The sequence below is a fragment of the Bradyrhizobium sp. C9 genome (assembly GCF_002532045.1).
In the GTDB taxonomy this organism is placed as follows: Bacteria; Pseudomonadota; Alphaproteobacteria; order Rhizobiales; family Xanthobacteraceae; genus Bradyrhizobium.
In genome coordinates this window covers 1-24,339 of record NZ_NWTG01000019.1, presented here as the reverse complement: position 1 = coordinate 24,339, position 24,339 = coordinate 1, and the positions used below count along the sequence as shown (strand labels likewise).

At 64.5% G+C, this 24,339-nt stretch carries 27 protein-coding genes; 10 read left to right on the top strand and 17 right to left on the bottom strand.

Going from position 1 to position 24,339, the window contains the following annotated elements; all coding sequences use genetic code 11:
* Positions 1-362 precede the first annotated feature (362 nt).
* The 5 genes from CO675_RS29030 (at position 363) to CO675_RS29010 (ending at position 5,572) form a co-directional block, all read left to right on the top strand.
* On the top strand, positions 363-1,844 hold the full coding sequence (locus CO675_RS29030; RefSeq protein WP_097675210.1) for a cell wall hydrolase: 1,482 nt from the start codon (positions 363-365) through the stop codon (positions 1,842-1,844).
* A gap of 188 nt (positions 1,845-2,032) precedes the next feature.
* Entirely contained in the window at positions 2,033-3,277 is a 1,245-nt protein-coding gene (locus CO675_RS29025) for an MFS transporter (RefSeq protein WP_097675209.1), read from the top strand.
* A gap of 46 nt (positions 3,278-3,323) precedes the next feature.
* Complete coding sequence (gene acuI / locus CO675_RS29020; RefSeq protein WP_097675301.1) at positions 3,324-4,310, top strand: acrylyl-CoA reductase (NADPH); 987 nt, start codon at positions 3,324-3,326, stop codon at positions 4,308-4,310.
* A 188-nt stretch (positions 4,311-4,498) separates the two neighbouring features.
* The gene (locus CO675_RS29015; RefSeq protein WP_097675208.1) at positions 4,499-5,077 is read left to right on the top strand and encodes a hypothetical protein; all 579 of its coding nucleotides are present in this window, start codon (positions 4,499-4,501) and stop codon (positions 5,075-5,077) included.
* 261 nt (positions 5,078-5,338) lie between these two features.
* Positions 5,339-5,572, top strand: coding sequence for a DUF6894 family protein (locus tag CO675_RS29010; protein WP_097675207.1), 234 nt, complete (start codon positions 5,339-5,341; stop codon positions 5,570-5,572).
* A 28-nt stretch (positions 5,573-5,600) separates the two neighbouring features.
* Here the strand turns inward: CO675_RS29010 and CO675_RS29005 are convergent, their stop codons facing one another.
* The 5 genes from CO675_RS29005 to ygfZ form a co-directional block, all read right to left on the bottom strand.
* Complete coding sequence (locus CO675_RS29005) at positions 5,601-8,306, bottom strand: DUF2339 domain-containing protein (protein WP_097675206.1); 2,706 nt, start codon at positions 8,304-8,306, stop codon at positions 5,601-5,603.
* Between the two features lie 210 nt (positions 8,307-8,516).
* Positions 8,517-9,023 carry a tyrosine phosphatase family protein gene (locus tag CO675_RS29000; protein WP_097675205.1) on the bottom strand — a complete coding sequence of 169 codons (507 nt, stop codon included), beginning with the start codon at positions 9,021-9,023 and terminating at the stop codon, positions 8,517-8,519.
* Positions 9,024-9,146: 123 nt separating this feature from the next.
* A complete protein-coding gene (locus tag CO675_RS28995) occupies positions 9,147-9,758 on the bottom strand; it encodes a YfbR-like 5'-deoxynucleotidase (protein ID WP_097675204.1) in 612 nt (203 codons plus the stop codon).
* Positions 9,755-10,381: a DNA-3-methyladenine glycosylase I gene (locus tag CO675_RS28990; protein ID WP_097675203.1), complete on the bottom strand. Its 627-nt coding sequence runs from the start codon at positions 10,379-10,381 to the stop codon at positions 9,755-9,757. The genes CO675_RS28995 and CO675_RS28990 overlap by 4 nt, the downstream gene beginning before the upstream one ends.
* Positions 10,378-11,259, bottom strand: coding sequence for a CAF17-like 4Fe-4S cluster assembly/insertion protein YgfZ (gene ygfZ / locus CO675_RS28985; RefSeq protein ID WP_097675202.1), 882 nt, complete (start codon positions 11,257-11,259; stop codon positions 10,378-10,380). The genes CO675_RS28990 and ygfZ overlap by 4 nt, the downstream gene beginning before the upstream one ends.
* Before the next feature lie 129 nt (positions 11,260-11,388).
* Between ygfZ and CO675_RS28980 the strand changes: the two genes are divergently transcribed.
* Positions 11,389-12,723 (top strand): dihydroorotase, encoded by a 1,335-nt coding sequence (locus CO675_RS28980; RefSeq protein ID WP_097675201.1) that lies wholly within the window; start codon positions 11,389-11,391, stop codon positions 12,721-12,723.
* Positions 12,724-12,732: 9 nt separating this feature from the next.
* Here the strand turns inward: CO675_RS28980 and CO675_RS28975 are convergent, their stop codons facing one another.
* The 5 genes from CO675_RS28975 to CO675_RS28955 all read right to left on the bottom strand — a co-directional run bounded on the left by CO675_RS28975 (position 12,733) and on the right by CO675_RS28955 (position 15,216).
* Positions 12,733-12,999, bottom strand: a complete 267-nt coding sequence (locus tag CO675_RS28975; protein WP_097675200.1) for a hypothetical protein — start codon at positions 12,997-12,999, stop codon at positions 12,733-12,735.
* A gap of 155 nt (positions 13,000-13,154) precedes the next feature.
* On the bottom strand, positions 13,155-13,811 hold the full coding sequence (locus tag CO675_RS28970; protein WP_097675199.1) for an HAD family hydrolase: 657 nt from the start codon (positions 13,809-13,811) through the stop codon (positions 13,155-13,157).
* Positions 13,801-14,178: a TIGR02301 family protein gene (locus tag CO675_RS28965; RefSeq protein ID WP_050424352.1), complete on the bottom strand. Its 378-nt coding sequence runs from the start codon at positions 14,176-14,178 to the stop codon at positions 13,801-13,803. Before CO675_RS28965 ends, CO675_RS28970 begins: the two co-directional genes overlap by 11 nt.
* Before the next feature lie 84 nt (positions 14,179-14,262).
* On the bottom strand, positions 14,263-14,688 hold the full coding sequence (locus CO675_RS28960) for an NUDIX hydrolase (protein WP_198964780.1): 426 nt from the start codon (positions 14,686-14,688) through the stop codon (positions 14,263-14,265).
* A gap of 27 nt (positions 14,689-14,715) precedes the next feature.
* Positions 14,716-15,216, bottom strand: a complete 501-nt coding sequence (locus CO675_RS28955) for a hypothetical protein (protein ID WP_097675198.1) — start codon at positions 15,214-15,216, stop codon at positions 14,716-14,718.
* Positions 15,217-15,278: 62 nt separating this feature from the next.
* Between CO675_RS28955 and CO675_RS28950 the strand changes: the two genes are divergently transcribed.
* Entirely contained in the window at positions 15,279-16,040 is a 762-nt protein-coding gene (locus tag CO675_RS28950; protein WP_097675197.1) for an SOS response-associated peptidase, read from the top strand.
* 271 nt (positions 16,041-16,311) lie between these two features.
* On the opposite strand, the gene CO675_RS28945 is transcribed toward CO675_RS28950, so the two are convergent.
* The 3 genes from CO675_RS28945 to CO675_RS28935 are packed head-to-tail and all read right to left on the bottom strand — an operon-like array spanning position 16,312 to position 17,622.
* Positions 16,312-16,698, bottom strand: coding sequence for a RidA family protein (locus CO675_RS28945; protein ID WP_097675196.1), 387 nt, complete (start codon positions 16,696-16,698; stop codon positions 16,312-16,314).
* A gap of 4 nt (positions 16,699-16,702) precedes the next feature.
* A complete protein-coding gene (locus CO675_RS28940; RefSeq protein WP_097675195.1) occupies positions 16,703-17,182 on the bottom strand; it encodes a DUF6691 family protein in 480 nt (159 codons plus the stop codon).
* 2 nt (positions 17,183-17,184) lie between these two features.
* On the bottom strand, positions 17,185-17,622 hold the full coding sequence (locus tag CO675_RS28935; protein WP_097675194.1) for a YeeE/YedE family protein: 438 nt from the start codon (positions 17,620-17,622) through the stop codon (positions 17,185-17,187).
* A gap of 206 nt (positions 17,623-17,828) precedes the next feature.
* Between CO675_RS28935 and CO675_RS28930 the strand changes: the two genes are divergently transcribed.
* Positions 17,829-18,263 (top strand): hypothetical protein, encoded by a 435-nt coding sequence (locus CO675_RS28930; protein ID WP_050403182.1) that lies wholly within the window; start codon positions 17,829-17,831, stop codon positions 18,261-18,263.
* 93 nt (positions 18,264-18,356) lie between these two features.
* Here CO675_RS28930 and CO675_RS28925 read toward each other — a convergent pair whose 3' ends face one another.
* On the bottom strand, positions 18,357-18,872 hold the full coding sequence (locus tag CO675_RS28925) for a mismatch-specific DNA-glycosylase (RefSeq protein WP_097675193.1): 516 nt from the start codon (positions 18,870-18,872) through the stop codon (positions 18,357-18,359).
* Positions 18,873-18,950: 78 nt separating this feature from the next.
* Between CO675_RS28925 and CO675_RS28920 the strand changes: the two genes are divergently transcribed.
* Positions 18,951-19,496 (top strand): HD domain-containing protein, encoded by a 546-nt coding sequence (locus CO675_RS28920; protein ID WP_097675192.1) that lies wholly within the window; start codon positions 18,951-18,953, stop codon positions 19,494-19,496.
* Between the two features lie 205 nt (positions 19,497-19,701).
* On the opposite strand, the gene CO675_RS28915 is transcribed toward CO675_RS28920, so the two are convergent.
* A complete protein-coding gene (locus CO675_RS28915; protein WP_097675191.1) occupies positions 19,702-20,097 on the bottom strand; it encodes a hypothetical protein in 396 nt (131 codons plus the stop codon).
* 157 nt (positions 20,098-20,254) lie between these two features.
* On the opposite strand from CO675_RS28915, the gene CO675_RS28910 reads away from it, so the two are divergent.
* Positions 20,255-21,922, top strand: a complete 1,668-nt coding sequence (locus CO675_RS28910; protein ID WP_097675190.1) for a flavin-containing monooxygenase — start codon at positions 20,255-20,257, stop codon at positions 21,920-21,922.
* Between the two features lie 71 nt (positions 21,923-21,993).
* Here CO675_RS28910 and CO675_RS28905 read toward each other — a convergent pair whose 3' ends face one another.
* Together CO675_RS28905 and CO675_RS28900 are read right to left on the bottom strand one after the other, a co-directional pair.
* Positions 21,994-23,250: a toll/interleukin-1 receptor domain-containing protein gene (locus tag CO675_RS28905; protein WP_097675189.1), complete on the bottom strand. Its 1,257-nt coding sequence runs from the start codon at positions 23,248-23,250 to the stop codon at positions 21,994-21,996.
* A 40-nt stretch (positions 23,251-23,290) separates the two neighbouring features.
* Entirely contained in the window at positions 23,291-23,863 is a 573-nt protein-coding gene (locus CO675_RS28900) for a dCTP deaminase domain-containing protein (RefSeq protein WP_097675188.1), read from the bottom strand.
* Positions 23,864-24,339: the final 476 nt, after the last annotated feature.

Genomic DNA, 24,339 nt, shown 5'->3' with positions numbered 1-24,339 from the left:
GCCATTTTTGTTTGTTGAGGCCGTTGCCGATGCGCCGTCATTGCGAGCGAAGCGAAGCAATCGATCTCACCGCGCATGCGGGTCGATGGATTGCTTGGTCGCTGGCGCTCCTCGCAATGACGGTGGAGGCTTGCAATACTTTATTCACCATCCTCGTTGATCCGGTGTTTACGACTTTCATGCGCCGCGCATTCACCAAGCCGTGTGATGCAAGGCGCGACACCACTGCGATCGCTTGAGTGTAGCGCGCGGGCAACGCCGATTAACTCCGCGGCAACCTAAACAAGTTAGCAACGGGAAAGGTCGAATTGCGCGGATGTACCGCGTTCGATTGCACTCAGTAAGCGTTGCGTGAGCGTACGATGTTTGTGTCGCGTAACCAGCCGAAGGGCGCACGTCTTGCGCTCTTCGGTCTCGGTCTCAGCATCTTCGCCTTGATGCCGACCGAGCTCGGATATCAGGATATTGCCTCGCTTTTGGCCCGGCAGCCCGGCGTCGCCGAGCGTTGGCAGAAGCGCGTCTTCGCCTCCGCGGTCGGCTCCATCCAGGTCGCGACCTACAGCTTCGGCCGTCCGATCGGAACTTCGGCGCCGCAGGATCCGCAAATCCTGCTCGCGCGGCTCGACAGTTCGAGCGTCGACGTCACCGGCACGGTGACGCACAATCCGATCACAGCGCCGCCGCCGCGCTACCAGGCATCCGATTTCCCCAAGGTCGATCGCACCCTGAAGGGCGATCGTCTCGTCGTCGGGCGGCCGGACCAGGCCGATCCGGCACAGCCCGCGAACCCGGCTCCGGCGAACGAGGATCCCGCGACATCGAATGCGTCGGTCAAGGGCATGAAGACCGCGACCGCGCCGGCCGACAACGCGCCGCTCGATCCCGAATTGCAGGAGGCGCTGCGTGCGCCGCCACTGCCGCAATATGCCACGCCGTCGCCGCAGCAATACGACGTGTCGATGTCGCTCGAGGCCAGTCCGCTCGATGATCTGAAGCCGGCGCCCGCCAAGCCAGCCGCCGCGCCGCCTGCCGATGCAGCGCACACGCGCGACCCGTTCGCATTCAAGACCGCCAGCCTGTTCTTCGGCTCATCGCTCGGCACGCCCGAGAATCTCGAGCGCTGGCAGCCCGGCGAGGCGCCGGTCGTCGTGGCGCCCGCAGCGCAGCCTGATCCCGACCTGAAGGTTATGGCGTCACTGCCGGTCGATGCCGACGGCCCGGTCAAGGCCGGCGAGATGGGCGAGAGCATCGCGCCGAAGGGCGAGGTCAACGCCGACGACCAGCACACCAAGACGCCGGCGGAACGGCTCGGCCTGTTCGACGCGAAGTCGCGCGCCAAGTCGGAGAAGTGCCTTGCCGAGGCGGTTTATTTCGAAGCGCGTGGCGAAGCGGTGCGCGGCCAGATCGCGGTCGCCCAGGTGGTGCTGAACCGAGCCTTCTCCGGCAAATATCCGGAGACGGTGTGCGGCGTGGTCTACCAGAACAAGAACCGCCACTATGCCTGCCAGTTCACCTTCGCCTGCGACAACATTCCCGACGTGGTCCGCGAGCCCGACATGTGGGACCGCGCCAAGAAGATCTCGAAGGCGATCCTCGACGGCAAATTGTGGCTGCCGGAAGTCGATCGCTCGACCCACTACCACGCCTATTGGGTGCGGCCGTCCTGGGTCAGCGAAATGAAGAAGATGTACAAGTTCGGCGTCCACACCTTCTATCGCCCGCGCGCCTGGGGCGACGGCAGCGATGCGCCGAGCTGGGGCAACCCGGCCGAGACCGCCAAGATCTCGGCGCAACTCGCCGAAGCCGCCCAGAGCTCGGCCGAGCAGGCCAGCGCCAAGCGATAGCGCCTCCGGCCTTCGGTTCCAGGTTCGGCATGCCCCGGAATGACGCTCGTCATCCTCTCGGATTCTGCAGAGCTGCCTTGCGGGCGAATATTTTTCTACGGTCGCTCTTGGGCTTTTCATGCAGGTGCATTAACTCCCGGTAACGTTCGCGGGGCGGTTCCCCCGCAGCGTTTGCGGGGGAAGACAACATGGCCGTTACCACCGGGGATCTTCGACCGACGTCCGGCAGCTGGCGCACGCCGCTCGTCATCATCGTTTGCGGCTGTGCGATCGCGCTATTGAGTTTCGGCCCGCGCTCCAGCCTCGGCTTCTTCGTGCAGCCGATGGGCCGTGAGTTCGCCTGGGGCCGCGACGTGTTCGGCCTTGCCATCGCGCTGCAGAACCTGTTGTGGGGGCTCGGCCAGCCGATCGCAGGCGCCATTGCCGACCGCTTCGGCCTGCTGCGTGTCATGATCGTCGGCGCCTTGCTGTATGCCGCCGGCCTGCTGCTGATGCGCTACTCGACCACCTCATTGTCGCTCGACATCAGCGCCGGCGTGCTGATCGGCTTCGGCCTGTCGGGCTCCTCGTTCAATCTGGTGCTGGCGGCGTTCAGCAAGCTGTTGCCGCCGGAGAAGCGCGGTATCGCGCTCGGCGCCGGCACCGCCGCCGGTTCGTTCGGCCAGTTCCTGTTCGCGCCGTTCGGCGTTGCGATGATCGACAATTTCGGCTGGCAGACCGCGCTCGTCGTGTTCAGCGCGCTGATGCTGCTGATCGTGCCGCTCTCGCTCGCGCTTGCGACGCCGCCCGCCGCGACCGGTAACGTGCCGGCCGCCGACCAGCAGTCGTTCAAGACCGCGCTCGCCGAGGCCTTCGGCCATCGCTCCTATGTGCTGCTGGTGCTCGGCTTCTTCACCTGCGGCTTCCAGCTTGCCTTCATTACCATCCATCTGCCGGCCTATCTGGCCGACCGCGGCATTGCGGCGACCACCGGCGGCTGGGTGGTTGCGGCGATCGGCCTGTTCAACATCGTCGGCTCGCTCAGCGTCGGCTGGCTGCAGAATTTCTTCCCGAAGCGCTACCTCCTCTCGGTGATCTACTTCTCGCGCGCGCTGGCGACCGTCGCCTTCATCTCGTTCCCGGTGACGCCGTTCTCGGCGATTGCGTTCGGCGCGGTCTCGGGGCTGCTGTGGCTGTCGAGCGTGCCGCCGACCTCGGCGCTGGTCGCGCTGATGTTCGGCACCCGCTGGTTCTCCACGCTCTATGGCTTCGCCTTCGTCAGCCATCAGGTGGGTGGCTTCCTCGGGGTCTGGCTCGGCGGCATCGTGTTCGAACAGTATGGCTCCTACGCGCCGATCTGGTGGCTGTCGGTGCTGTTCGGCGTGCTGTCGGCGCTGATCAACCTGCCGATCGTTGAAAAGCCTGTGGTGCGCCCGGTTGCGCAGCCTGCCTGATGGGTTAAACACTCCCCCGAAACCAGAATTACGGGGAGTGCTCATCGTGGCAACGTTCAAGGCAATCAGGATCGACAAGGCGGACAAGGGTACCACCGCCGCACTGACCCAATTCGACGACGCGGAATTGATGGACGGCGACGTCACCGTCCGCGTCGAATGGTCGACGCTGAACTACAAGGACGGCTTGGCGCTGACCGGCAAGGCGCCGGTGGTGCGCCGATTCCCGATGATCGCCGGCATCGATTTCGCGGGCACCGTCGAGCACTCCAGCCATCCCGACTGGAAGGCGGGCGACAAGGTCGTCTGCAACGGCTGGGGCATGGGCGAGACCCATCTCGGCGCCTATGCGGAGAAGGCCCGCGTCAAGGGTGACTGGCTGGTGCGGCTGCCCGACGGCATTTCCGCCCGTGACGCGATGGCGGTCGGTACCGCCGGCTATACCGCGATGCTCTCGGTGCTGGCGCTGGAGAAGCACGGTCTCACGCCGAAGAGCGGTCCGGTCGTGGTGACGGGTGCGGCCGGCGGCGTCGGCTCGGTCGCGATCGCCGTGCTGTCCAAGCTCGGCTACCACGTCATCGCCTCGACGGGGCGGATGTCGGAGGCCGACTATCTCAAGGGGCTCGGCGCCACCGAGGTGATCGACCGCGCCGAACTGTCAGGTGCCCCGAAGCCGCTTGCCAAGGAGCGCTGGGCAGGCGGCGTCGACAGCGTCGGATCGACCACGCTCGCCAACCTGCTGTCGATGACCAAATACGGCGGTGCCATCGCGGCCTGCGGCCTGGCGGCCGGAATGGACCTGCCGTCGTCGGTCGCGCCCTTCATTTTGCGGGGTGTGTGCCTTCTCGGCATCGATTCCGTGATGTGCCCGATCGAGCTCCGCAGGACTGCCTGGCGGCGCCTCGCCAGCGATCTGGATAAGGTAAAACTGGCTGATATCACTCATGAAATCGCCTTGGACGATGTCATGGGATATGGCGCGAAAATCCTCGAGGGCCAGGTCCGCGGCCGCATCGTGGTAAAAATAGTCTGAGGACGTTCAGACTTTACCAACCAAGCTGCTCCAATGTTGCCACGGTTGGTATGGTAAGCAGCGGGTAAAGAGACTTGCGGCATGATCCCGGGGGGCCGGGTGTCTTCGCGCAGACGTTCGAGTAGCGTCGGTCGCGGGGATCATGCTCAACAAGGAGCGGGTGCCCGCGCTCGTAAGTGGAGTAGCTCATGCTTGCGCGTTTGGTGTTGGGGGCCGTCACGGCCGGAGCAATGGTCGTGCCGGCATTCGCAGGCAGCATGAATGCCGACGAGGCCCGCAAATTCGTCGCGGGCAAGGTATTCGCCTTCACCTGTTTCGACGGCACCCGGGGTGCCGGCCGTATCCTCGACGATCTGGGCGCCACAGGCTCGATCCAGTTCTCCGGCTCCGGACCCATCCGTCACGTGCGGCTACCCGGCAATACGCTGCAAATCCGCGGTCAGAGCGTGTGCGCCTCGCTGAAGGGCATTCCTTTCGAACCGTGCTTCAATCTCGACAAGCAGGACGACCGCACGTTCCGCGGCTCCGTCTCCGGCATGGGCTTCGCCTACTGCGATTTCCATCACCAGGGCGGCCAGCAGATGCTGATGGCACGCGCGGTGGCGCGTCCGCGCTCGCTGCACCCGCGCACCCGATCCGCCGATGCCTCGCCGACCGAGGTGTCGCGCGTCGAGACACCGCAGGTCGAAAGGACGAAGCTCGAGCCGGTCAAGGCCGAGCCCGCCAAGGTCGAGAGCGCGCCGGAATTGCGCCGCTCCACCGACTAGAGCCTATCCGTTCCATTGAATGGAAACGGGGCTCTAGATTCTTGTTTTGACGCGTTTTCTTCACGCGAACGGGTATCCATCCCGCATCAAGCGCGGGACAGGCTTCGCCCGAAAACGCTCCAACGTCCCATCTGCGCGCCAGCGGGAATAGCTGCCGAGCCGTAGTCATACGGATGGCGGTCGCCACGCGTTGATAGCTACTCAATATCCTTAGCGTTCGCCGGCAGGCGGGATGACGGGGACACCGATTTGAGTAGTCATATGGCGCAATATTTTTTCCGTATCAGTGATGGCAATTACGCTGGTGCGTCCGACCACGCGACGGAGTTTGAGAGCCGTGACGTGGCATGGGCCGAGATGACCAAGGTCTGCGGTAATTTCCTTGGCAGCATTTCGCGCAACATGAAGCAAGACAGCGAATGGCACATGGAGCTGCTCGACGAGAGCCGCAAGCCCGTGTTCAGGATTCGGCTGGTTGCCGAATCCGTCGACTGAGGCTTTTCGCCGTTCAGGACCACAAGCTTCAAGCCTCAGCCTGCGGCGCAGGCGGAGCGGCCCGCCTGCGGAACAGGATCCGCTGATACAGCCAGCCGATCGCGACCAGCACGATGCCCAGACACATGAACGACAGCGCTCGGTAGACACCAGACAGTGTCGACATGTCGACCAGGAATGCCTTCAGGATCGTCAGCCCGATCACCGCAGCGGAGGCGAGCCGCGCTCGCTGCGAGTTGACGACGATGCCGATGCCGAGCAGCGCGACGCCGAACATCAGCCAGGCGATCGAATAGGTGTATTGCTCGGCGCCCGTGGTCTCGCCGCGCGTCAGCACCGGTCCATGATAGAGCCTGCGGATTTCGAACGTGACGTAAGCGAGCGCAAGCACCAGCGCGCCGGCGGCGATCGTGTTGGCGTAGCTTGCGGGACGATGCCCCGCCACCGCGTAGGACAACAGCAGCGCCAGCGCGGCCGGCAATGCATAGCCGAGCAGCAAGAGATTGATGAAGCTGCCGCCGACGTCCTGCCACCACAGCATCGGGTTCTCCAGCCCCAGCAATCCGAACAGGCTGGCAAGCCCGGCGAACGCGGTCAGCAGCACCGCGCCGACATTGTGGACGATGCTGCCGCTGCGTAGCCGCAGCCGCTCCAGCCCGATCGCCATCGCCAGCGTCACGCCGACCTGCAACGCCACCTCGGCCAGCCCAGCGCTGGCGTAATAGACATCGCCGGCATTGACCGCGTGGCGGATCTCCATGAAGGCCAGCAGCACCGTGAACAGGATCGCGGCGGATTCGACCATGCGCAGCGGGACGTCGTCGCCGTTGCGGCGCAGGAATTGGCTTCCCGCCCAGAACGACAGCGCCGGAACGCCATAGCCCCACAGCAGCCAGTTGAAGATCGGCGTTGTGCCGACAGCATCGCCCGCGATGCGCGGCTCGTAGCCGATGCGCAGGACGACGATGCCGGCGAGGATCGCGGCGAGCCAGCGCAGGAACGGGATCGGCCGCTGCACCGACAGCCAAGCCGTGCCCATCGACACCAGCGCCAGCGCGATGGTGAGCCAGCCCTTGTCGAGCGCGAAGGTTAGCGCCAGCGCCAGCGAGGCGAGGGCGCCGGTTGCCGACAGCGCGATCGAGGGCGATTGTTCCGGCCGCTCGCCGCGCCGGGTCAGCGCTTCGGTCGCGGCCGCGTAGGCGGCTGCGAGCAGCACGGCAAGGACCGCGAACGGGATCGAGCGATCGAGATGCGCGATGCGCGCATAGAGTGCGACCAGCAGCGCGACTGGCGTGAACACGGCGGCGGCGGCCCAGGTCACCGTGATCTTGGTGGTGGCAAAGCGCAGTTGCGCGAGGAAGCCGGCGATGCCGAAGGCGGCCGCGAACAGCGCGGCGGTGACGAGATGCAGCGAGACCGAGCCGTCGGTCGCGGACGGGCCGATGCCCGGGATCGCACCACCAGGCAGCACCAGCATGTCGACATTGCGGCGCACGGCCCACTCACCGAACACGATGAAGACGAAGGCCGACGCGGCGGCGATCGCGCCGGCAGCGGCCGGCGCGCGCCAGGCGACGAAAAGGCTTCCCGCTGTCAGCAGCGCAAAGCCGATCATCGCGCTGTCGGCATGCGCGCTGTTGAGCACGATCAGCATCGCGCCGAACAGATAGGCCGCGAGCGAGCCGGATGAGATCGGTTCGATCTCCTCGCCATCGCCGTCGGGGCCGAACATGAAACCGCAGACCACCAGTAGCGCCGCCAGCACGAAGCCCGCGATGACGTGGAAGACGTGCGGCGCGATCATCTCCGGTCCGCATTGCAGGCAGGGGAAGGTCCACAGCAACGCGAACGCGATCGTCGTGACGGCGAGCCAGCGCCACAGCCGGATGCGCGCGAGCCCGAACGCCGCCGCGGTGACGATGGCAAGATAGATGTAGAGCGACCAGAAGTCCGGCTTGTCGGAGGAGACCAGGATCGGCGTGACGAAGGCGCCGACGATGCCGAGGCCGGCCAGCGCCGGCCCGTGCAGCAGCGCGGCCGCTAGCGTGCCGAGCGCGACCATGCCGAGCAGGATGAAGGCGGTCGCCGGCGCGAGGAAGTCGTACAGCGCATAGGCGGCGTAGACCGTGGCAAACGCCACCGCAGTGCCGGCCGCGGTGAGGATTGCCGGGATGTTGGCGATCGGCAGTGCGGCGATGTTGGAGATGCTTTCCTTGCGCCGCGTCCACTCGCCGGCGCCGAGCAAGGCGAGCGCAAACAATCCACCGAGCAGCGTGCGCACGCCGGGGCCGAGCAGCCCGGCCTCGATCGAATAGCGCACCATGAAGAAGCCGCCGAGCGCGAGCGTCAGGCCGCCGATCCACACCACCCAGCGCGTGCCGAGCGTTTCCTCGAAGCCGGGCGCCGGGGGCGGCGGGGCGGGCGGTTCTGGCAGCGGCGGCGGGGCGGCGCTTGCTGCGTCCGTGGCTGCCTCTGCCTGCGCAGTCGGCTCGCTCACGACCGCCTCGGGGAGCGGCGGCGGCGCGATGGGAGGCGCCACCGGAAGCGTCTGCTCGAACGCCTCGAGCGGCGCCAGCGGTGGCGGCACGGCCGTCCGCGCGGCGGATACGCCTGCGGCCTCGATCGCATCCAACCGGCGCCGCAGCACCGCAATCTGGCCCAGCGCCTTGCGTGCAAAGATGATCGCGACAATGGCGATGACGAGCGTGAGGAAATCGAACGGCGAATCGAACATTGGGCCTCCGGCTGGACGCGCCGGACCATCGGCCAGCCGGCCGCCCGTCGCAACCTAAAGCATGATCCGGAAAAGTGTGTGCGGTTTTCCGAAAAGATCATGCTCAAATCAAAGAACTAGAGCGGGATGACGATTCGAAGAAAGTCATCCCGCTCTAGTAGTGCGGTTGAGCGGACTGGAAGTTCAAGCGATCGGGCGTGGCGGGCCGCGCTAGTCCAGGTCGATGTGGAAGGGCCGGCCTTCGACGCTCATGCTGCCGGGGCCCATCGCATCGAGCGCGCGCAGCATCCGGCCCTCGCGCCCCAGCGCCTTGTCGGCGAGGCTGACGATCAGCCGGTTGGGCGCTGCGATCGGCGAGGCCGCGCGGATCAGCCGGGCGATGGACATTTCGTCGCGGTGCGGATTGAGCGCGCAGACCGTGGCAAATGCGCTCGCGGTCGAGCGGCTGATGCCGGCGTAGCAATGCACCACCATGGGCGCGCGGCGATCCCAGCCGCGCACGAAGGTCAGCACCCGCTCGATATGCGTCTCGTTGGGTGCAACGAACCCGTCCATCTGTTCGACGATGTCGTCCATCGACACCTTCAGATGGTTGGCCGGAAGCACGGAGGGCGGCCGCTGCACCTGGTCGACATTGGCCATCACGGTCAGCACGTGGCTGGCGCCGGTGGCACGAACCGTGTCGGAGAGCGCGGCAAGCGAGCAGACGTGAAGCATGATGGTCCTTGGCTATCGGTGAGCCCGACTATAACGGCTGCTCCCGGGCGGGCAAAGCCGGGTGGCGCGATGCCCGCGCTGCGTTTTGCGGCGCAACCGGCAGCCGTTTTCGCGGTACCGCGCTTACGACGCGTGTAACGCCTTGAAGCGTTCGAGGAACTGCTTTTCAGCCCTCGCGGCGGTCCATGGCGTCAGATAGTCGCGCTCGGTTGCTTCCGGCAATTCCGGATCGCGGCCGAACAGCCGCCTGGCTTCGGCTTGCGAAAACCCCGCCAGATGCGTCGCCTCGAGATAGGCGGCGCCGCGATCGGCAGCCTTGATCTGCTGGGTGATCTCGTCCGCCAGCACAGCCGGCAGGCCGAAGCGGATATGGATCGCCGACAGCAGCCGCTTCTCCACCGCCTTGTATTCGCCAGCGAGCACCGCCTTGAACGGCGAGATCATGTCGCCGATGACATACTCCGGCGCGTCATGCAGCAATGCAGCGAGACGATGGCTGATATCGACGCGAGGCGTCTGCTGGCGCATCACGGCCTCGACCAGCAGCGTGTGCTGGGCCACCGAGAAGATGTGCGCGCCGGAGGTCTGGCCGTTCCAGCGCGCGACCCGCGCCAGTCCATGCGCGATGTCGACGATCTCGATATCGAGCGGCGACGGGTCGAGCAGATCCAGCCGGCGTCCCGACAACATCCGCTGCCAGGCGCGGGTGGTCTCGGTCGATCGACGCGCAGTCATTTCTTCTTGAGCCGCGGTGTGCGGAGCTTGCCGCTGCAGGCCTCGTGGCAGAAGCAGGTGACGAGATGATCGTTGACCATGCCGGTCGCCTGCATGAAGGCGTAGACGATGGTGGGCCCGACGAACTTGAAGCCGCGGGCGCCGAGCTCCTTGGAGACCTTGATCGAGACCGGTGTCGAGGCCGGCACGCTCGCGGTGGTCTTGAACTGATTGACCTTCGGCTTGCCGTCGACGAAGTCCCACAGGAATTTCGAGAAGCCGGGGCCCTTCTCCATGATCTCCAGATAGCCCTTCGCGCTCGCGATCGTGCCCTCGATCTTGGCGCGGTTGCGGACGATGCCGGCATCGTTCATCAGTGCGTGCACCTTCTTGTCGGTGTAGCGCACGATCTTCTCAGGCTGGAAATCGTCGAAGGCTTTGCGGAAGTTGTCGCGCTTGCGCAGGATCGTGATCCAGGACAATCCGGCCTGGAAGCCGTCGAGGATCAGCTTTTCATAGAGCGCGCGGTCGTCATACTCCGGCACGCCCCATTCATTGTCGTGATAGGCGACGTAGAACGCATCCTCGCCCGGCCACGGGCAGCGCGTCTTGCCGTCGGGATGCAGTTGTGCAGTACGGCTCATGCAACGGTCTGTTTGGGTGTGATGCGGAGAGCATCAGGATCGGCGAGATGAAGCGCGAGCCCGCCCGCGGTCAGCGCCAGGCCGGCGTCGAGCGCATCGGCGACGCGGTCGATGCGCACCAGCGCGAGGCCTTTCTCGCCGGCGGTCGAGCCCATGGTGCCGACCTGCTTGTCGCCGGCCTGGATTGTCGCGCCGGTCTCGGGGGCGGGGCCGTCGAGAATGATCTTCACCGTCCGCGTGCGCGCCGTGCCGCGATGCTGCATGCGCGACACTACCTCCTGGCCGACATAGCAGCCCTTGTCGAAATCGACGCCGTTGAGGCGGTCCATATTGGTCTCGTGCGGGAAGGCGTCGCCGTAGATGAAGTCGAGCCCGCCGCGCGGCACGCCGGTCGCGATGCGATGCGCCTCATAGGCGCTGCTATCGACGAGATCGGCCCCGATCAGCTCGGAGAGTTTCTGCTTCAGATCTTCCGGGATCAGGATACGCCAGCCGAGCGCCGCGTTGCGCGGATCGGCGAAAGCAAGATCGGGTGTCGCCGCCGGCTCGCCATCCCAGGCGGCCAGCACGCCGAGGCTGTCGGAGAGGTTCTCGACCACGACCTTGGCGCGCAGCTTGTAGAAGCCGAGCTTGTCGGCAAGCCCCTTGGCGAGCGCGCGCGGCGCATCGATCAGGAAGCCGCCGCCATGACCTGTGGGTATCTCGGTGATCAGGAAATCGACGATGATCTTGCCCTGCGGCGTCAGCAGCGCGCCGAACCGGGCCTGTCCCGGGGCCAGCTGCTCGACATCGGTCGTGATGAGGCCGTTGAGGAAGTTGCGGGCGTCCTCGCCGGAGACCTTGATCACGCCGCGATCTGGAAGAAACGCTGCTTTCATTCGCAAAATTGGCTCTTTTTCCAAGTTCCTTGGGAAACGCTGTCCGCGCGGATATCCCCAGCCAAGCTAAGGCGCTACAGTGCCCCGAACAAGGCCCGCGCGACACCCGAAAGCGGGCGCCGAGGACCGATGAATCAGCATTTTGACACCATTCTAAAATCCGGCACCGTGGTCAATCAGGACGGCGAGGGCGTGCGCGATATCGGCGTCATCAACGGCCGCATCGCCGCAATCGGCTCACTCAGCCAGGCCTCGGCCGGCGAGGTGATCGACTGCAAGGGCCTGCATATCCTGCCCGGCGTGATGGACACCCAGGTGCATTTCCGCGAGCCCGGGTTGACGCAGAAGGAAGATCTCGAGACCGGCTCACGGAGCGCCGTGATGGGTGGCGTCACCGCCGTGTTCGAGATGCCGAACACCAACCCGCTGACGGTCACCGAAGAGGCGTTCACCGACAAGATCAAGCGCGGCCACCATCGCATGCATTGCGACTTCGCGTTCTTCATCGGCGGCACCCGCGAGAACGTGCAGGACCTGCCGGAGCTGGAGCGCGCGCCGGGCTGCGCCGGCGTCAAGGTGTTCATCGGCTCCTCCACCGGCGCGCTGCTGGTCGAGGACGACGAGAGTCTGCGGCGAATATTCCAGGTGATCCGGCGTCGCGCCGCGTTCCATGCCGAGGACGAATACCGCCTCAACGAGCGCAAGCCGCTGCGGATCGAGGGTGATCCGCGCTCGCATCCGGTGTGGCGCGACGAGACCGCGGCGCTGATGGCGACCGAGCGTCTGGTCAACCTCGCGCGCGAGACCGGCAAGCGCATCCATGTGCTGCACATCTCGACCAAGGAAGAGCTCCTGTATCTGCGCGACCACAAGGATGTCGCGTCCTGTGAGGCGACGCCGCACCACCTCACCATGGCCGCGCCGGAGTGCTATGAGCGGCTCGGCACGCTGGCGCAGATGAACCCACCGGTGCGCTCGGCCGATCACCGCGCCTGCATCTGGTACGGCATCGAGCAGGGCATCATCGACGTGCTCGGATCCGACCACGCGCCGCATACGCTGGAGGAGAAGGCCAAGACCTATCCGGCCTCGCCGTCGGGCATGACCGGCGTGCAGACGCTGGTGCCCTTGATGCTCGATCACGTCAACGCCGGGCGACTGTCGCTGGCGCGCTTCGTCGATCTCACCAGCGCGGGACCGGCGCGGCTGTTCAACATCGCCTGCAAGGGCCGCATCGCGGCGGGCTATGATGCCGACTTCACCGTGGTCGACCTGAAGCGCAGCGAGACCATCACCAACAAATGGATCGCCTCGCGGGCGGCCTGGACGCCTTATGACGGCGTGCGGGTGCAGGGCTGGCCGGTCGGCACCTTCGTGCGCGGCAAGCGGGTGATGTGGCAGGGCGAAGTCACGACGCCATCAACCGGCGAACCGGTCCGGTTCCTCGAGACGCTCAAGCCTTAGCGGCTTGGATTACTGCCGGGCCAATGCCAGCGAGAACTCGCCGTTGCGGACGCGCGCGGCGAGGCCCTCGGCGAACTTCGCCACCGCGTCCTCGCCATAGGTGCCGACGAGCTCGGCGAGCGCCGCAAACAGGCTCGCCTGCGCCAGGCAGTCGCCGTCGACGCCGTCGTGACGCGCTTCCGCCCAGGCCTCGTTCAGGTAGCCCAGCGCGGCCTGCTTCTGTTCGTGATCGGGACGAGGGTCTTGGTGATGGGGGGAAGACGCTGGATGGCGCATGAAACTCTGCAAAATGAATGCGCGCGGTCCGAGGAGCGAACCACTGCGACGCGCGAGATGTATCACGCATGCGGGTACCGCCTAGCCCACATCTTTCGAAAAGGTTAACGCCCGGGACGGCATTTAAAGGGGAATTCTGGACGTCGCCGCCGCGATCAGCCAAATGAGCTGTGGATATGGTCCAGCACCGCGCGCGGCGAGGCGCACAAATGGCTGGCGCCGGCCCCGATCAGCTCCTCCGGGGTGCCGTAGCCATAGGTGACGCCGATCGCGCGGACGCCGTTGCTGACAGCTCCGACAACGTCGTGACTGCGGTCGCCGATCATCACGGCATGGGACGGATCGGCCCCGGTCTGCGTCAGCGCATGGGCCAGCAGGTCGACCTTGTTGACCCGCCTTCCGTCGAGCTCGGAGCCGAACACGTGGTCGAAATAGCCGCTGAGGCCGAAATGCGCGACGATCCGCGTCGCGAACACGTGCGGCTTCGAGGTCGCCACGAAGATGCGCCCCGGCGCCTGCCGCAGTTCCGCCAGCACATCAGCGATATCGGGATAGACGCTGTTCTCGAACAGCCCGACATCGCCGAATCGCTCGCGGTAGAGCTCGACCGCGCGATCGGCGAGCTCCTCGCCGCCGAGCAGCATGGCAAAGCTCGCGCGCAGCGGCGGCCCGATGCACCAGGTCAGCTCGTCCTGCGAGGGAACCGGGCGGCCGAGCTTTGCCAGCGCATACTGGATCGAGCCGGTGATGCCGGGCTTCGGGTCGGTCAGGGTGCCGTCGAGGTCAAAGAAGATCGCGCGGTCAGTTGGCATAGCGGGCCGTCAGGTCGCGGGAGATCTTCGAGCCTTCCTCGATGTAGCGGCGGATCGCGACGGAAGCTGCCGGCGTGCAGGTCCGGTAGGTCTGCTGGAAGCCGTTGTAGCCGCGGTTGAAGCCCGCGACCATGCGGGCGCGGCGGTCGCCGGAGGGAGTCTCGGCGTCGATCAGCGCCTGCATCTCGTTGCGCCATTTGGCGCCTTCGTTGGAGCCGCAGATGCCGCGCAGGTAGTGCAGGGCACCGAGGATCTCGGCCAGCCGCTGCAGGTCGCCGTCGAACGGCGCAGCCGCGTCCTGCGCCCGGGCGGGCGTCGCGAGGCATGCAGACATCAGGATCACAACGGCGAGAAAGGCTCTGATCATCAGGGGTTCCGGAATCGCCGTGGTATGCCCCCTCAATGCGCCCGAGGCAAGGCGGCAAGGCTCGAATACCGCCCCCAACAGGCCTCAGACGAGCCGCCGGGCGGCCGCAATGACCTCGTGCAGCCCGCCGGTGACCTTGAGGTCGCCGATCTCCTCCGGCGCCAGCCATTTGAAATCGTCGTGCTCGTCGTTCAGGTGAGGCTCGCGGGAGGCCCAGCGCGCCGCAAACGTCATGATCATATAATGCCCGGTGCCGGGGCCGGTCGGCAGCACCTCGCGCCAGCCGGCCAACCCCAGGATCTCGACCCTGAGGCCCGTCTCCTCGTCGATCTCCCGGTGCAGGGCGGTGTGCAGCGTTTCGCCGAACTCGACCCGGCCGCCGGGCAACGAATAGAAGCCCTTGCCCGGCGAGCGGGCGCGGCGCACCAGCAGCACCTTGCCGTCGCGGAAAATCACGCCGGAGACGGCGAGCTGCGGGCGGATCGGAGGTTCGGGAGGGATCACGGTCATCGTTCGCGGGCCATCATGCCCGATAAATCAGGCGCCCGCCATGATGCGGTCGACATCGGCCTCTGCGGCGCCGTTGATGACGCCGGCAGTTTGCATCACCAGGGGCTTGACCCAGACGATCGCCTGCTCCGCGAGCGCGACCCGGCTCTTGTCCTGGTGCAATTGCCGCATCGCGGCCCCGACCTCGGTCAGGATCCTGGTCATGCTGTCGGTGAGCTGATCGAATTCGGCCCGAATACCGGCGTTCGCCATCTCATAGGCCTCGATCGCGAGGTCGCGTGCCTTGAAATTGGACGCCGTGAAATGCTCGGCATAGGACAGCGGCTGCCATTCCAGGAAATCGTCGGCGCATTCCGGCAGGTCCGGCACCATCTCCAGCAACATGATGGCTTCGTTGAAGTGATTGAGGTAGTCGGTCGCAAGCCCGGTGCGGGGATTGATGTTGGCGGCGCGCAACTGCGCGGCCCGCGCCTCGTCGGGGTACGTCGGTCGCGGGGAAGAGCCCGCTATGGCGGCCGTTGAGGTCATTGGTCGCAGTCTTTAACGGTCCAAGTTAAGGCGGAATAAACGGATACCACCCGGGACAGGATATGTGCGGACGCTTTGTCATTACCTCGCCGCCGGCGGCCTTGCGAGAGATGTTCGGCTACATCGAGCAGCCGAATTTTCCGCCGCGGTATAATGTTGCGCCAACCCAGCCGATCCCGGTCGTGCTGCTGCAGAATGGCGGCCGGCATTTTCAACTGATGCGCTGGGGGCTGATCCCGTCCTGGGTCAAGGATCCCCGCACGTTCTCGCTGCTGATCAACGCCCGCTCCGAGACGGTGCGGGAGAAGCCGGCGTTCAAGAACGCGATCAAGCGGCGCCGCGCGCTGATCCCGGCCGACGGCTATTACGAATGGCACGATGCCGGCGGCCGCAAGCGGCCGTTCTTCATCCATCGCCGCGACGGACACCCTGTGGCTTTCGCAGCGCTCGCCGAGACCTGGATGGGACCGAACGGCGAGGAGCAGGACACGGTCGCGATCGTCACCGCGCCCGCGAGCGCGGACCTCGCGCAACTGCATCACCGCGTGCCCGTCACGATCCGGCCTGAGCAATTCGCGCGCTGGCTCGACTGCCTGCCCAATGATGTCGACGACGTGATGCCGATGCTGAAGGGCCCCGACGTCGGCGAGTTCGCCTGGCACCAGGTGACGATGCGCGTCAATGCCGTCGCCAACGATGATGCGCAATTGCTGCTGCCGATGACCGCGGAAGAGATCGCCGCGGAGGACGCGCCGGCGCCGAAGAAGACAGCAGCGCGCAAGGCGCCGGTGCGCGAGGATGACGGGCAGGGGTCGTTGTTTTAGGGCTGACCGAAGAAGCGTTGCGATCAGGATATTGGCCCGCGTCTCTCCACATCGTCGTCCTGGCGAAAGCCAGGACCCATAACCACCGAATTCGCTTGTGAACGGGAGCGCGGCCCCAGCGTCGCGCAACAATCGGGATTTGGGGGAATGGGTCCTGGCTTTCGCCAGGACGACGACACCGAATGTGTTGCGCGGCATGCATCGACGATCGTCGCCCTGCCAACGCAGGGACGACACTGGCCTGTGAAAGCGAGCCGTCAGGAGGGAATCATCACCCCTTCACGGACGCCACGCCCTCGATCTCGATCAGCATCTTCGGATTGGGCAGCGCCACCACGACGCAGGTGGTGCGCGCGGGGTAGGGCGCAGGGCCGAATGCGCCGGCATAGAGCGCGTTCATCGTGGCGACGTCGCTGGCGCGGGTCAGCAGCACGTTGACCTTGACGAGATCGCGCATCGTCGCACCGGCTTCATTCAGCACGCGCTTGAAATTGGTGACGACGTTGGCGAACTGCGCCTCGAAGCCATCGGGCAGCTCGCGGTTGGCGTCGAAGCCGGGAATGCCCGAGATGAACAGGAGATCGCCGACGCGGGCGCCGAACGAGAGTGGCGGCGCCTGGATGCCGGGCGGAGGAGGAAAGTGCTTGATCGTTGTCATGAGATCACCCGTCTGCGCGAGATGGTAGTGGAGAAGTTTCGATGGTATGCGCGGCCGCCGTGCGCCGGCGCCAGAGCGTCTTGCCGAGCAGATCCTGGCCGATCATGCCGGCCAGCATCGCGATGACGAACACCACGATCGGCAGCGAGAGCCCGGCGAGATTGACCAATGCGGGGCCGGGGCAGATGCCGGCAAGGCCCCAGCCGATGCCGAACAGGATTGCGCCCCCGACCAGCGGCGCATCGATGTCGTTGCGGTCAGGCCAGAGGAAGCGCGCCGAGAAGGTGGGCGCGGTGCGCCGCCGCGCGATCGCAAAGCCGGTTGCGGCGACCGCGACCGCTCCCGCCATCACGAAGGCGAGCGTCGCATCCCAGGCGCCGAACAGATCGAGGAAGCCGAGCACCTTCTGCGGATCGGTCATGCCCGAGATCAGAAGGCCCGCGCCGAAGATCAGGCCGCACACGAAGCTTGCAAGAACCGGCATGGCTAGCCTCCGATCCCGTGCCTGACGATGGCAACCGTCGCAATCGCCGCCGTCATGAAGATGAACGTCGCCACGATCGAGCGGCCGGACAGCCGTGCGAAGCCGCAGACGCCGTGGCCCGAGGTACAGCCGTTGCCCATCCTTGTGCCGAATCCGACCAGAAGGCCCGCGATCGCGATCACCACGAGGCTCGCATTCATCGCCGGCCGCGGCAGCGGCGCGCCGAATAGCGCCGCAATCAGGGGCGCCGCGATCAGTCCCGCGATGAACGCGATGCTCCAGGAACGATCGGCGCTGCGGTCGGTGGTATCGGGCTGGAGCAGGCCGCCGACGATGCCGGTGACGCCGGCTATCCGCCCCGTCAGCAGCATCAGCAGCGCCGCGGCGAGGCCGATCAGCGCGCCGCCGAGAAGGCCGGAAACTGGGGTGAAATCGTGCATCGGTGCGGATCCCTGTTGCGCAAACTCCTCAGCGATCGCGCAAAGCGGTGGCCGCGCATGCGCCAATGGTCGCGTGGCTGCATGGGCGATGATAGACTCCGCAATAACAGGAACAAGCGCAATCCCGCGTGTTTTGCCGGCATTTTGAACGTGCCGTCGCTCGGTTGGATTGCCGCGATTCGCTTCACTTCGTCCGGAGAACCCCCATGAGATTGTCATCCGCCGCCCGCGCCGTGCTGTTCGCGCTGGCGCTGCTCACCGGATCGTCCGCCGCGCTGGCCGACGAGGGCGCGGTGACGCTCGTCATCTTCAAGGGCGGCTGGATCTTCGGCGGCTCCGCCGGCAAGGGCGTGCTGACCTTCCACGGCCAGACCTATGGGCTCACGGCGGGCGGACTGGATTACGGCCTCGTGTTCGGCGGCTCCCAGACCACGTTGCAGGGGCGGGTGCGCAACATCCGCCGCGCCCAGGATATCGCCGGCGTCTACGCCGCAGCGGGCATGGGCGTTGCGCTCGGCGCCGGCGTGCGCGGCATCCTCTTGACCAATCAGAATGGCGCGGTGCTCGAACTGAGCGGCAAGCAGATCGGGCTGATGGCCAATGTCGATCTCAGCGGGCTTGCGATCACGTTGAAGGAGTAACGGGCGCGGTGCGTAGGGTGGGTTAGCCGAAGGCGTAACCCACCGGACTCGTCTCCGCGATTGAAGATGGCGGGTTACGCTGCGCTACCCGGCCTACGATTGTGCGATCCACTGCGCCAGCTCACGCCACGGCTGCAACGTCCAGTGCCCGGACGCCGCACCCGACGGCGACGGCAATACGAATACATCGGGAAAGCCGCTCATGTGTGGCTGCCGGCCGAGCGCAAGCACGCTGGTCGGCTTGCCGTAAAACAGGCTCGCCGCCTTCCTGCTGGTGAAGGCGATGGTCTTTGGTCGATATGTCTCGATCTTCGTCCTGAAGCCCGCGACATCGAACGAGCCCCGCGCGATCTCATGATCCATCCCGGCGCCGGTCTTGGAGAGATCGGTGAAGCCGATGCCGAGTTCGAGCAATGCCGCGAACTCGTCGGGCCGATAGCGTCGCGGCGTGATGCCGGCCTCATGCAGCGCGCGCCAGAACCGGTTGCCGGGATGCGCGTAGTAATGCCCGACCGCGGCCGAGCGCGTGCTGGCCGCGGTGCCGACGAACACCAGGCGCAGATCGGCGCGGAGCTGGTCGGGGAGGCGGTGAGTGTCGCTGTCGGGCATTTGCGAGATCGTGGAAGGCCGCCGGTGTGACGGACCCGACCGCTACCATTTCCGCCGCGCCCGTCATATACCTCGGCGATGACCCGCGAAGAATTGGTTGCCGCCTACACGGCGCCCGGCCGCCTCTATCACAACCTCGCGCATATCGAGGACTGCCTCGCGGCGCTCGCGCGCGTCGACGGTCTCACGGTGGCCGAGCGCGAGATCCTGTCGGAAGCGATCTGGTGGCACGATGTCGTCTACGATCCGACCCGGCCGGACAATGAGGAGCGCAGCGCGCAGCTCGCCGAGCAAAATGTGCGTGCCGATGTCCGCCACGAGGTCGGCCGCCTGATCCGCCTGACGAAGACGCACGACGTTGAGGCCAGTGATCGCCTCGGCGCGATCCTGATCTCGATCGACCTCAGCATCCTCGGCGCCGAGCCCGCGCGCTACGATGCCTATGCCGCGGCGATCCGGCAGGAGTTCATCCATGTCGCCGATGCCGACTATCGCGCCGGCCGCGCCAAGGTGCTTCGCCACTTCGCCGCGCGCGAGGTGATCTTCCCCGATGCTGCCTTCGCCGCGAGCTATGACCGCCGCGCCCGCGACAATCTCGCGCGCGAGATCGCGGCGCTGGGCTGAGCGCCGCATATGGCTCCCCGCAGGGGCGCATTGCCAAAATATCGAAAACAACCCCATGCACAGTAGCCGGCGGCGCGCCGGCATCCGACACGGCCACTTGACATGTCGGGCAAATCAGCGGCATAATTCTATTATTCCGAAGTGCGATTGCCCTGCCGCAAGCGGGCGAGGTCGCGGCTCGAGTCCCCCCTGATCTCATCAGGCGCTAGCGCACCGGCTGCTTGATCTCGTCTTCGGTCGTCGCCGCCTGCGCCGGCCCCGTCGCCCGCACCATCAGGAACCGTCCCGAGAAGGCCGTGCCGCGGATGCTCCAGCGGCCGTCGATCTCGGTCGCGTCGGAATTGACCGCGCCTTCGTAGTGGACGGTGTCATAGCCGTAGCCCGATGGCTCGTAGCGCTTGACGAACGTCACCGCGCTGCCTGATCGGTGTCCGGAGAGCGAAGCATTGTGGGTGCCGATCGGGCAGCCGGGCGCGACGCAGGGTTCGGTCACGCTGCCGCCGAGCGCGCCGCCGGCGTCGATCAATGTCGCCAGGAACGTGACCATGCCGCTCGGCTGCAGGTAGCTGCCGTCCCAGACGCCGGTGAGATTGTCGTCCATGTCGCTGGCCCGGATTTCTGCGCGTTGAAATGCTGGGATCGATGTGGTGTAGACAGCGCCTCAACGCAAGTCGCGCGCGCCGCGGCGCGGTTGCCTGAACCGGCAAAACGGTCTGTAATCCGGCCCAACAGATCAAGAAGAATTTCGGGAGCTAGGAATGACGGGAGAGCCGAAAACCCATTTCGAGGTGATCGTGGTCGGCGCCGGCGTCGCCGGCATCTACCAGATCAAGCGGCTCGCCGATCTCGGCGTTGAGGCCACCGTGCTGGAAGCCGCGCCCGATCTCGGCGGCACCTGGTACTGGAACCGCTATCCCGGCTGCCGTTTCGACTCGGAGAGTTACACCTACGGCTTCTCGTTCTCGCGCGAGCTGCTCGACGAGTGGCACTGGAAGGAGCGCTTCTCCGGCCAGCCGGAAAATTTGCGCTACCTCAACTACGTCGCCGACAAGTTCGACCTGCGCAAGTACATGCAATTCAATTGCAAGGTCGAGGCCATGCGCTTCGACGAAGCGCGCGACCTCTGGCAATTGAAGCTCGGTGACGGCCGCGAGCTGACCTGTCGCTTCGTGGTGCTTGGGATTGGCCTGCTCTCGGCACCGACCATGCCGCGCGTGCCCGGCATTGAGGACTTCAAGGGACTTTCTTTCCACACTTACTATTGGCCGCACGAGCCGGTCGACCTCAAGGGCAAGAAGGTCGCCGTGATCGGCACCGGCGCGACAGGCATCCAGGTGATCGGCGAGATCGCCGACAAGGTCGGCGAGCTCACCGTGTTCCAGCGCCGGCCGAACTGGAGCGCGCCGCTCAACAACAGCGCGATCTCGGAAGCAGAGATGGCCGACATCCGCGCGCGCTATGACGAGATCTTCGCCGCCTGCGCGCTGACGCCGGGCAGCTTTGTCCATGGCCCCGACAAGCGCGGCTTCTACGAGGTGAGCCGCGAGGAGCGGCTTGCGCTGTGGGACAAGCTCTACGACGAGCCCGGCTTCGGCATCTGGCTCGCGAACTTCCGCGAGATCTTCATGGATGAAGCCGCCAATGCGGAGCTGTCGGAATACATCGCCGATCGCATCCGCCGCCGCGTCAATGATCCCAAGGTCGCCGAGAAGCTGATCCCGAAAGACCACGGCTTCGGCGTGCAGCGCCTGCCGCTGGAGACGAGGTATTTCGAAGCCTACAATCGCGACAATGTGCATCTCGTCGACCTCAGCGAGACGCCGCTGGTGCGTGTCACCGAGACCGGCCTGCGCACCACGGCGCGCGACTACGAGTTCGACATCATCGTCTACGCCACCGGCTTCGACGCCATCACCGGCGCCTACGATTTGATCGACATCACCGGTCTCGGCGGCGAAAAGCTCGCCGACAAATGGAAGCTGGCGCCGTCCACCTTCCTCGGCATGATGGTCCACGGCTTCCCGAACCTCTTGATGCCTACGGGTCCGCAAAGCGCGTCAGCCTCGACCAACTTTCCGCGCGGCATCGAGAACGGCGTCAACTGGTGCACCAATCTGCTGCAATACATGTGGGACCGCGGACTGACCCGCGCCGACGCCACCTTGGAAGCACAGGAGCGCTGGACCGCGCACGTCGCGAAAATGTACGAGATCATGCTGATGCGCAAAGCCAAGGGCTGGTTCACCGGCTACAACTCCAACGTCCCCGGCCACGAGGAGGGCACTGTGCGCTACTTCGTCTACAACGGCGGCACGCCGAAGTTCCTGGGCATCATCAACGGGGTTGCGGCGGAAGGGTATCGGGAGATCGAGTTTGGGGCGGCGGCGGGCGGTGAAGCGCAAGTGGCTGTAGGTGCCTCGGTGTAGACGCTTACCGGAGACGGCCCTGCTCCAATGTCGCTTCGCTGGTCCACTGCTCGAACTTACGGCCGTGCGAGCTAGCGAATTCGACCGTCCTCGAAGCTACGCACGATGTCTTCATACACTTCATCAGTAAACTGCATAAAATCAAAGAGCATGAACATTGGTTCTAGAATCTTTCGCACGTCATCGACCCTCGATTTATGAAGATTAGCCAGCACGCCGACGAATTCTGACGACGAAAGATTTTCGGTCGAGGGGCGTGGAAACACACTCCGGTTGGGCGACGCACTCGTGAGTGTTCGGCCGCCAAGGCCCCCATGAGTTACTCTGAATGCGATCCGTGTTTCGGGGGGTGCTCCTAGTTTAGTGTAAAGGCGTTCAGCAAACATGAGGCTCTCGGTTATTCTCACGATCCTAGTGTCAAAAAAGATCTCCCCCGCTCGCCGACTATCTTCAAAGAGACTCTGTAGAAGGTAAAAGTCTCCATTCGAGCGGAGGGCCCAGTAGTCATATGATTGTCTACCGCTCGATCCGTCCTCAACGGATATTTCGGCCCGTATTCCGTCTCCGTACGGACGAGGTCTATATTCATCTCGATTCTCGAGCGTAATTCCGATCGGCCAACCGAAGGTCCTAATTTCGGATTGCTTCACGCCATTAAGAAGTTCGATTTGAGATTTCGAGACAGGATTCAGGAGGCCAAATCGAAGCTCCATGTGCCCGGTGAGTTGAATCTTTGCAATGCCATGCAGAGCTTTCGAACTTTCCTGAGCAAACCATTCATTGTCCAAGAAGCTGCTGTCGCGAGTCGCGCCAGCATGAGTGGCGGGAACACTCACAGGCGTTCCTGAAAATGGGCTTACCCCGAGAGGAGGTTTAGTTAGGGCTGGAGCCCTGTGTATTTCTCTTACCAACTCCTCCAGCCGTGCCTTGTATTCGACGTCGATGCGGAAATCCAAGTAGAGCCGCGGACCGAGAAAAGTGGGCGTTACATTTCTCGTCTTCGTGCTGTTGCGGATGATCGGAACGAATTTGATTGTATCGATCGATTGAACGACCTCTGAAGTTACAATCAATCGCTCGTAACCTACGCCGCCAGAGCCCCCGTCCGCCTTTTCAACGTATTTCTCCGAACAGATCAGTAGGACACGGTCAGCGTTCGTGATCCCTCTTTGCATAAACAGACTGACGTCTTGGCCGGGAGCCAAATCCCACTGGTCGAGAACAACATCAATGCCATTGGCGCGTAAGTCGCTTGCGAGCTGCAAAACCCATGCCTTGTGAGCGTCTGAGTCATGCGAATATGAGATGAATGCCTTCGGGGCGCTCATTCTTGGATCTCTGCTTGGATATGTTGTTTGTTACAATTCGCTATTCATAGTTGGGGCCATCATCCTGAGCCCGCTTGAAGCGAGGAAATCGGCGGAGATAGTCTTGCACTTCGGGATTCGAGAAGTCGAGCGAAACGCTATTGAGACCGCGTAGGTCGATAAAATAGATATGAGCAAGACCTTCGGTAGCAGAAAACGTGTTCGGCTCATTCCGTAGATTCTTCAGGCCGAAAATCAATTTCTGCCGGCGGCCGCCAATCTCACCATACTTCGGGTCCAGCTTACCTGCCGTCAGACCAAAGCCACTCTCGATCAGAGCTGAGCTTGGCAGGAAATGGCCGACAATTCCATCCGGCAACTTTATGAATTCCTCAACTTCAACGATTGCATACTCGCTCGGTTGAAAAATGTACTTGTCGTTCGATTCGAAGTCGTGCTTCGGCTGTAGCTCTCGCTTCCCTTTCGCATTCACCGCGCCTGCCCACAAGATTCCCGCTGCGCTCAGTGCGTAGTGCGCTAGCTTCAACCTCTCCTCGCGAAATGGGGAAATCGTTAGTTCGTTGTCGTCTCTCAATTTTCTGATCTGAGCATTGTTGATTATGTTCCCAAACATTGATTCTATCCAAAAAGATGAAATACAACCATATGTTGTATGATTGGGTGAAGAAATGCAAGCGGGATCTGGCGCTATCGGGATTACAGTTTGTATGCAGGCTGCTCGCGTCCAACGAGGCGCCGTCCGTGATTCGTTACAGGCCTTGCACGCCCAAAACCAACGGGGCGTCTGGGACCTGCAGCAGGCGCCAGCGCACATTGGGCGAACGTTAAAAATGAGGCCGGGCTTTCGCCCGGCCTTTGCGCTTTCGATGGATGCCCGGGTCAAGCCCGGACATGACTTGCGGTGAGGGCGAGCCCTCACAACACCCGATTGCTCTCCTTCACCTTGTCCGCATCGAGATACAGGTTCTCGCCCATCTCCTTGAACTTGGCGCTCATCGTCGCCATGCCGTCTTCGATGGTGCCTGACATCGACGCCCCGACGCCGGTCGGATCGTTGAGCGTCGCGGCGTAGTCGCGGACGTCCTGGGT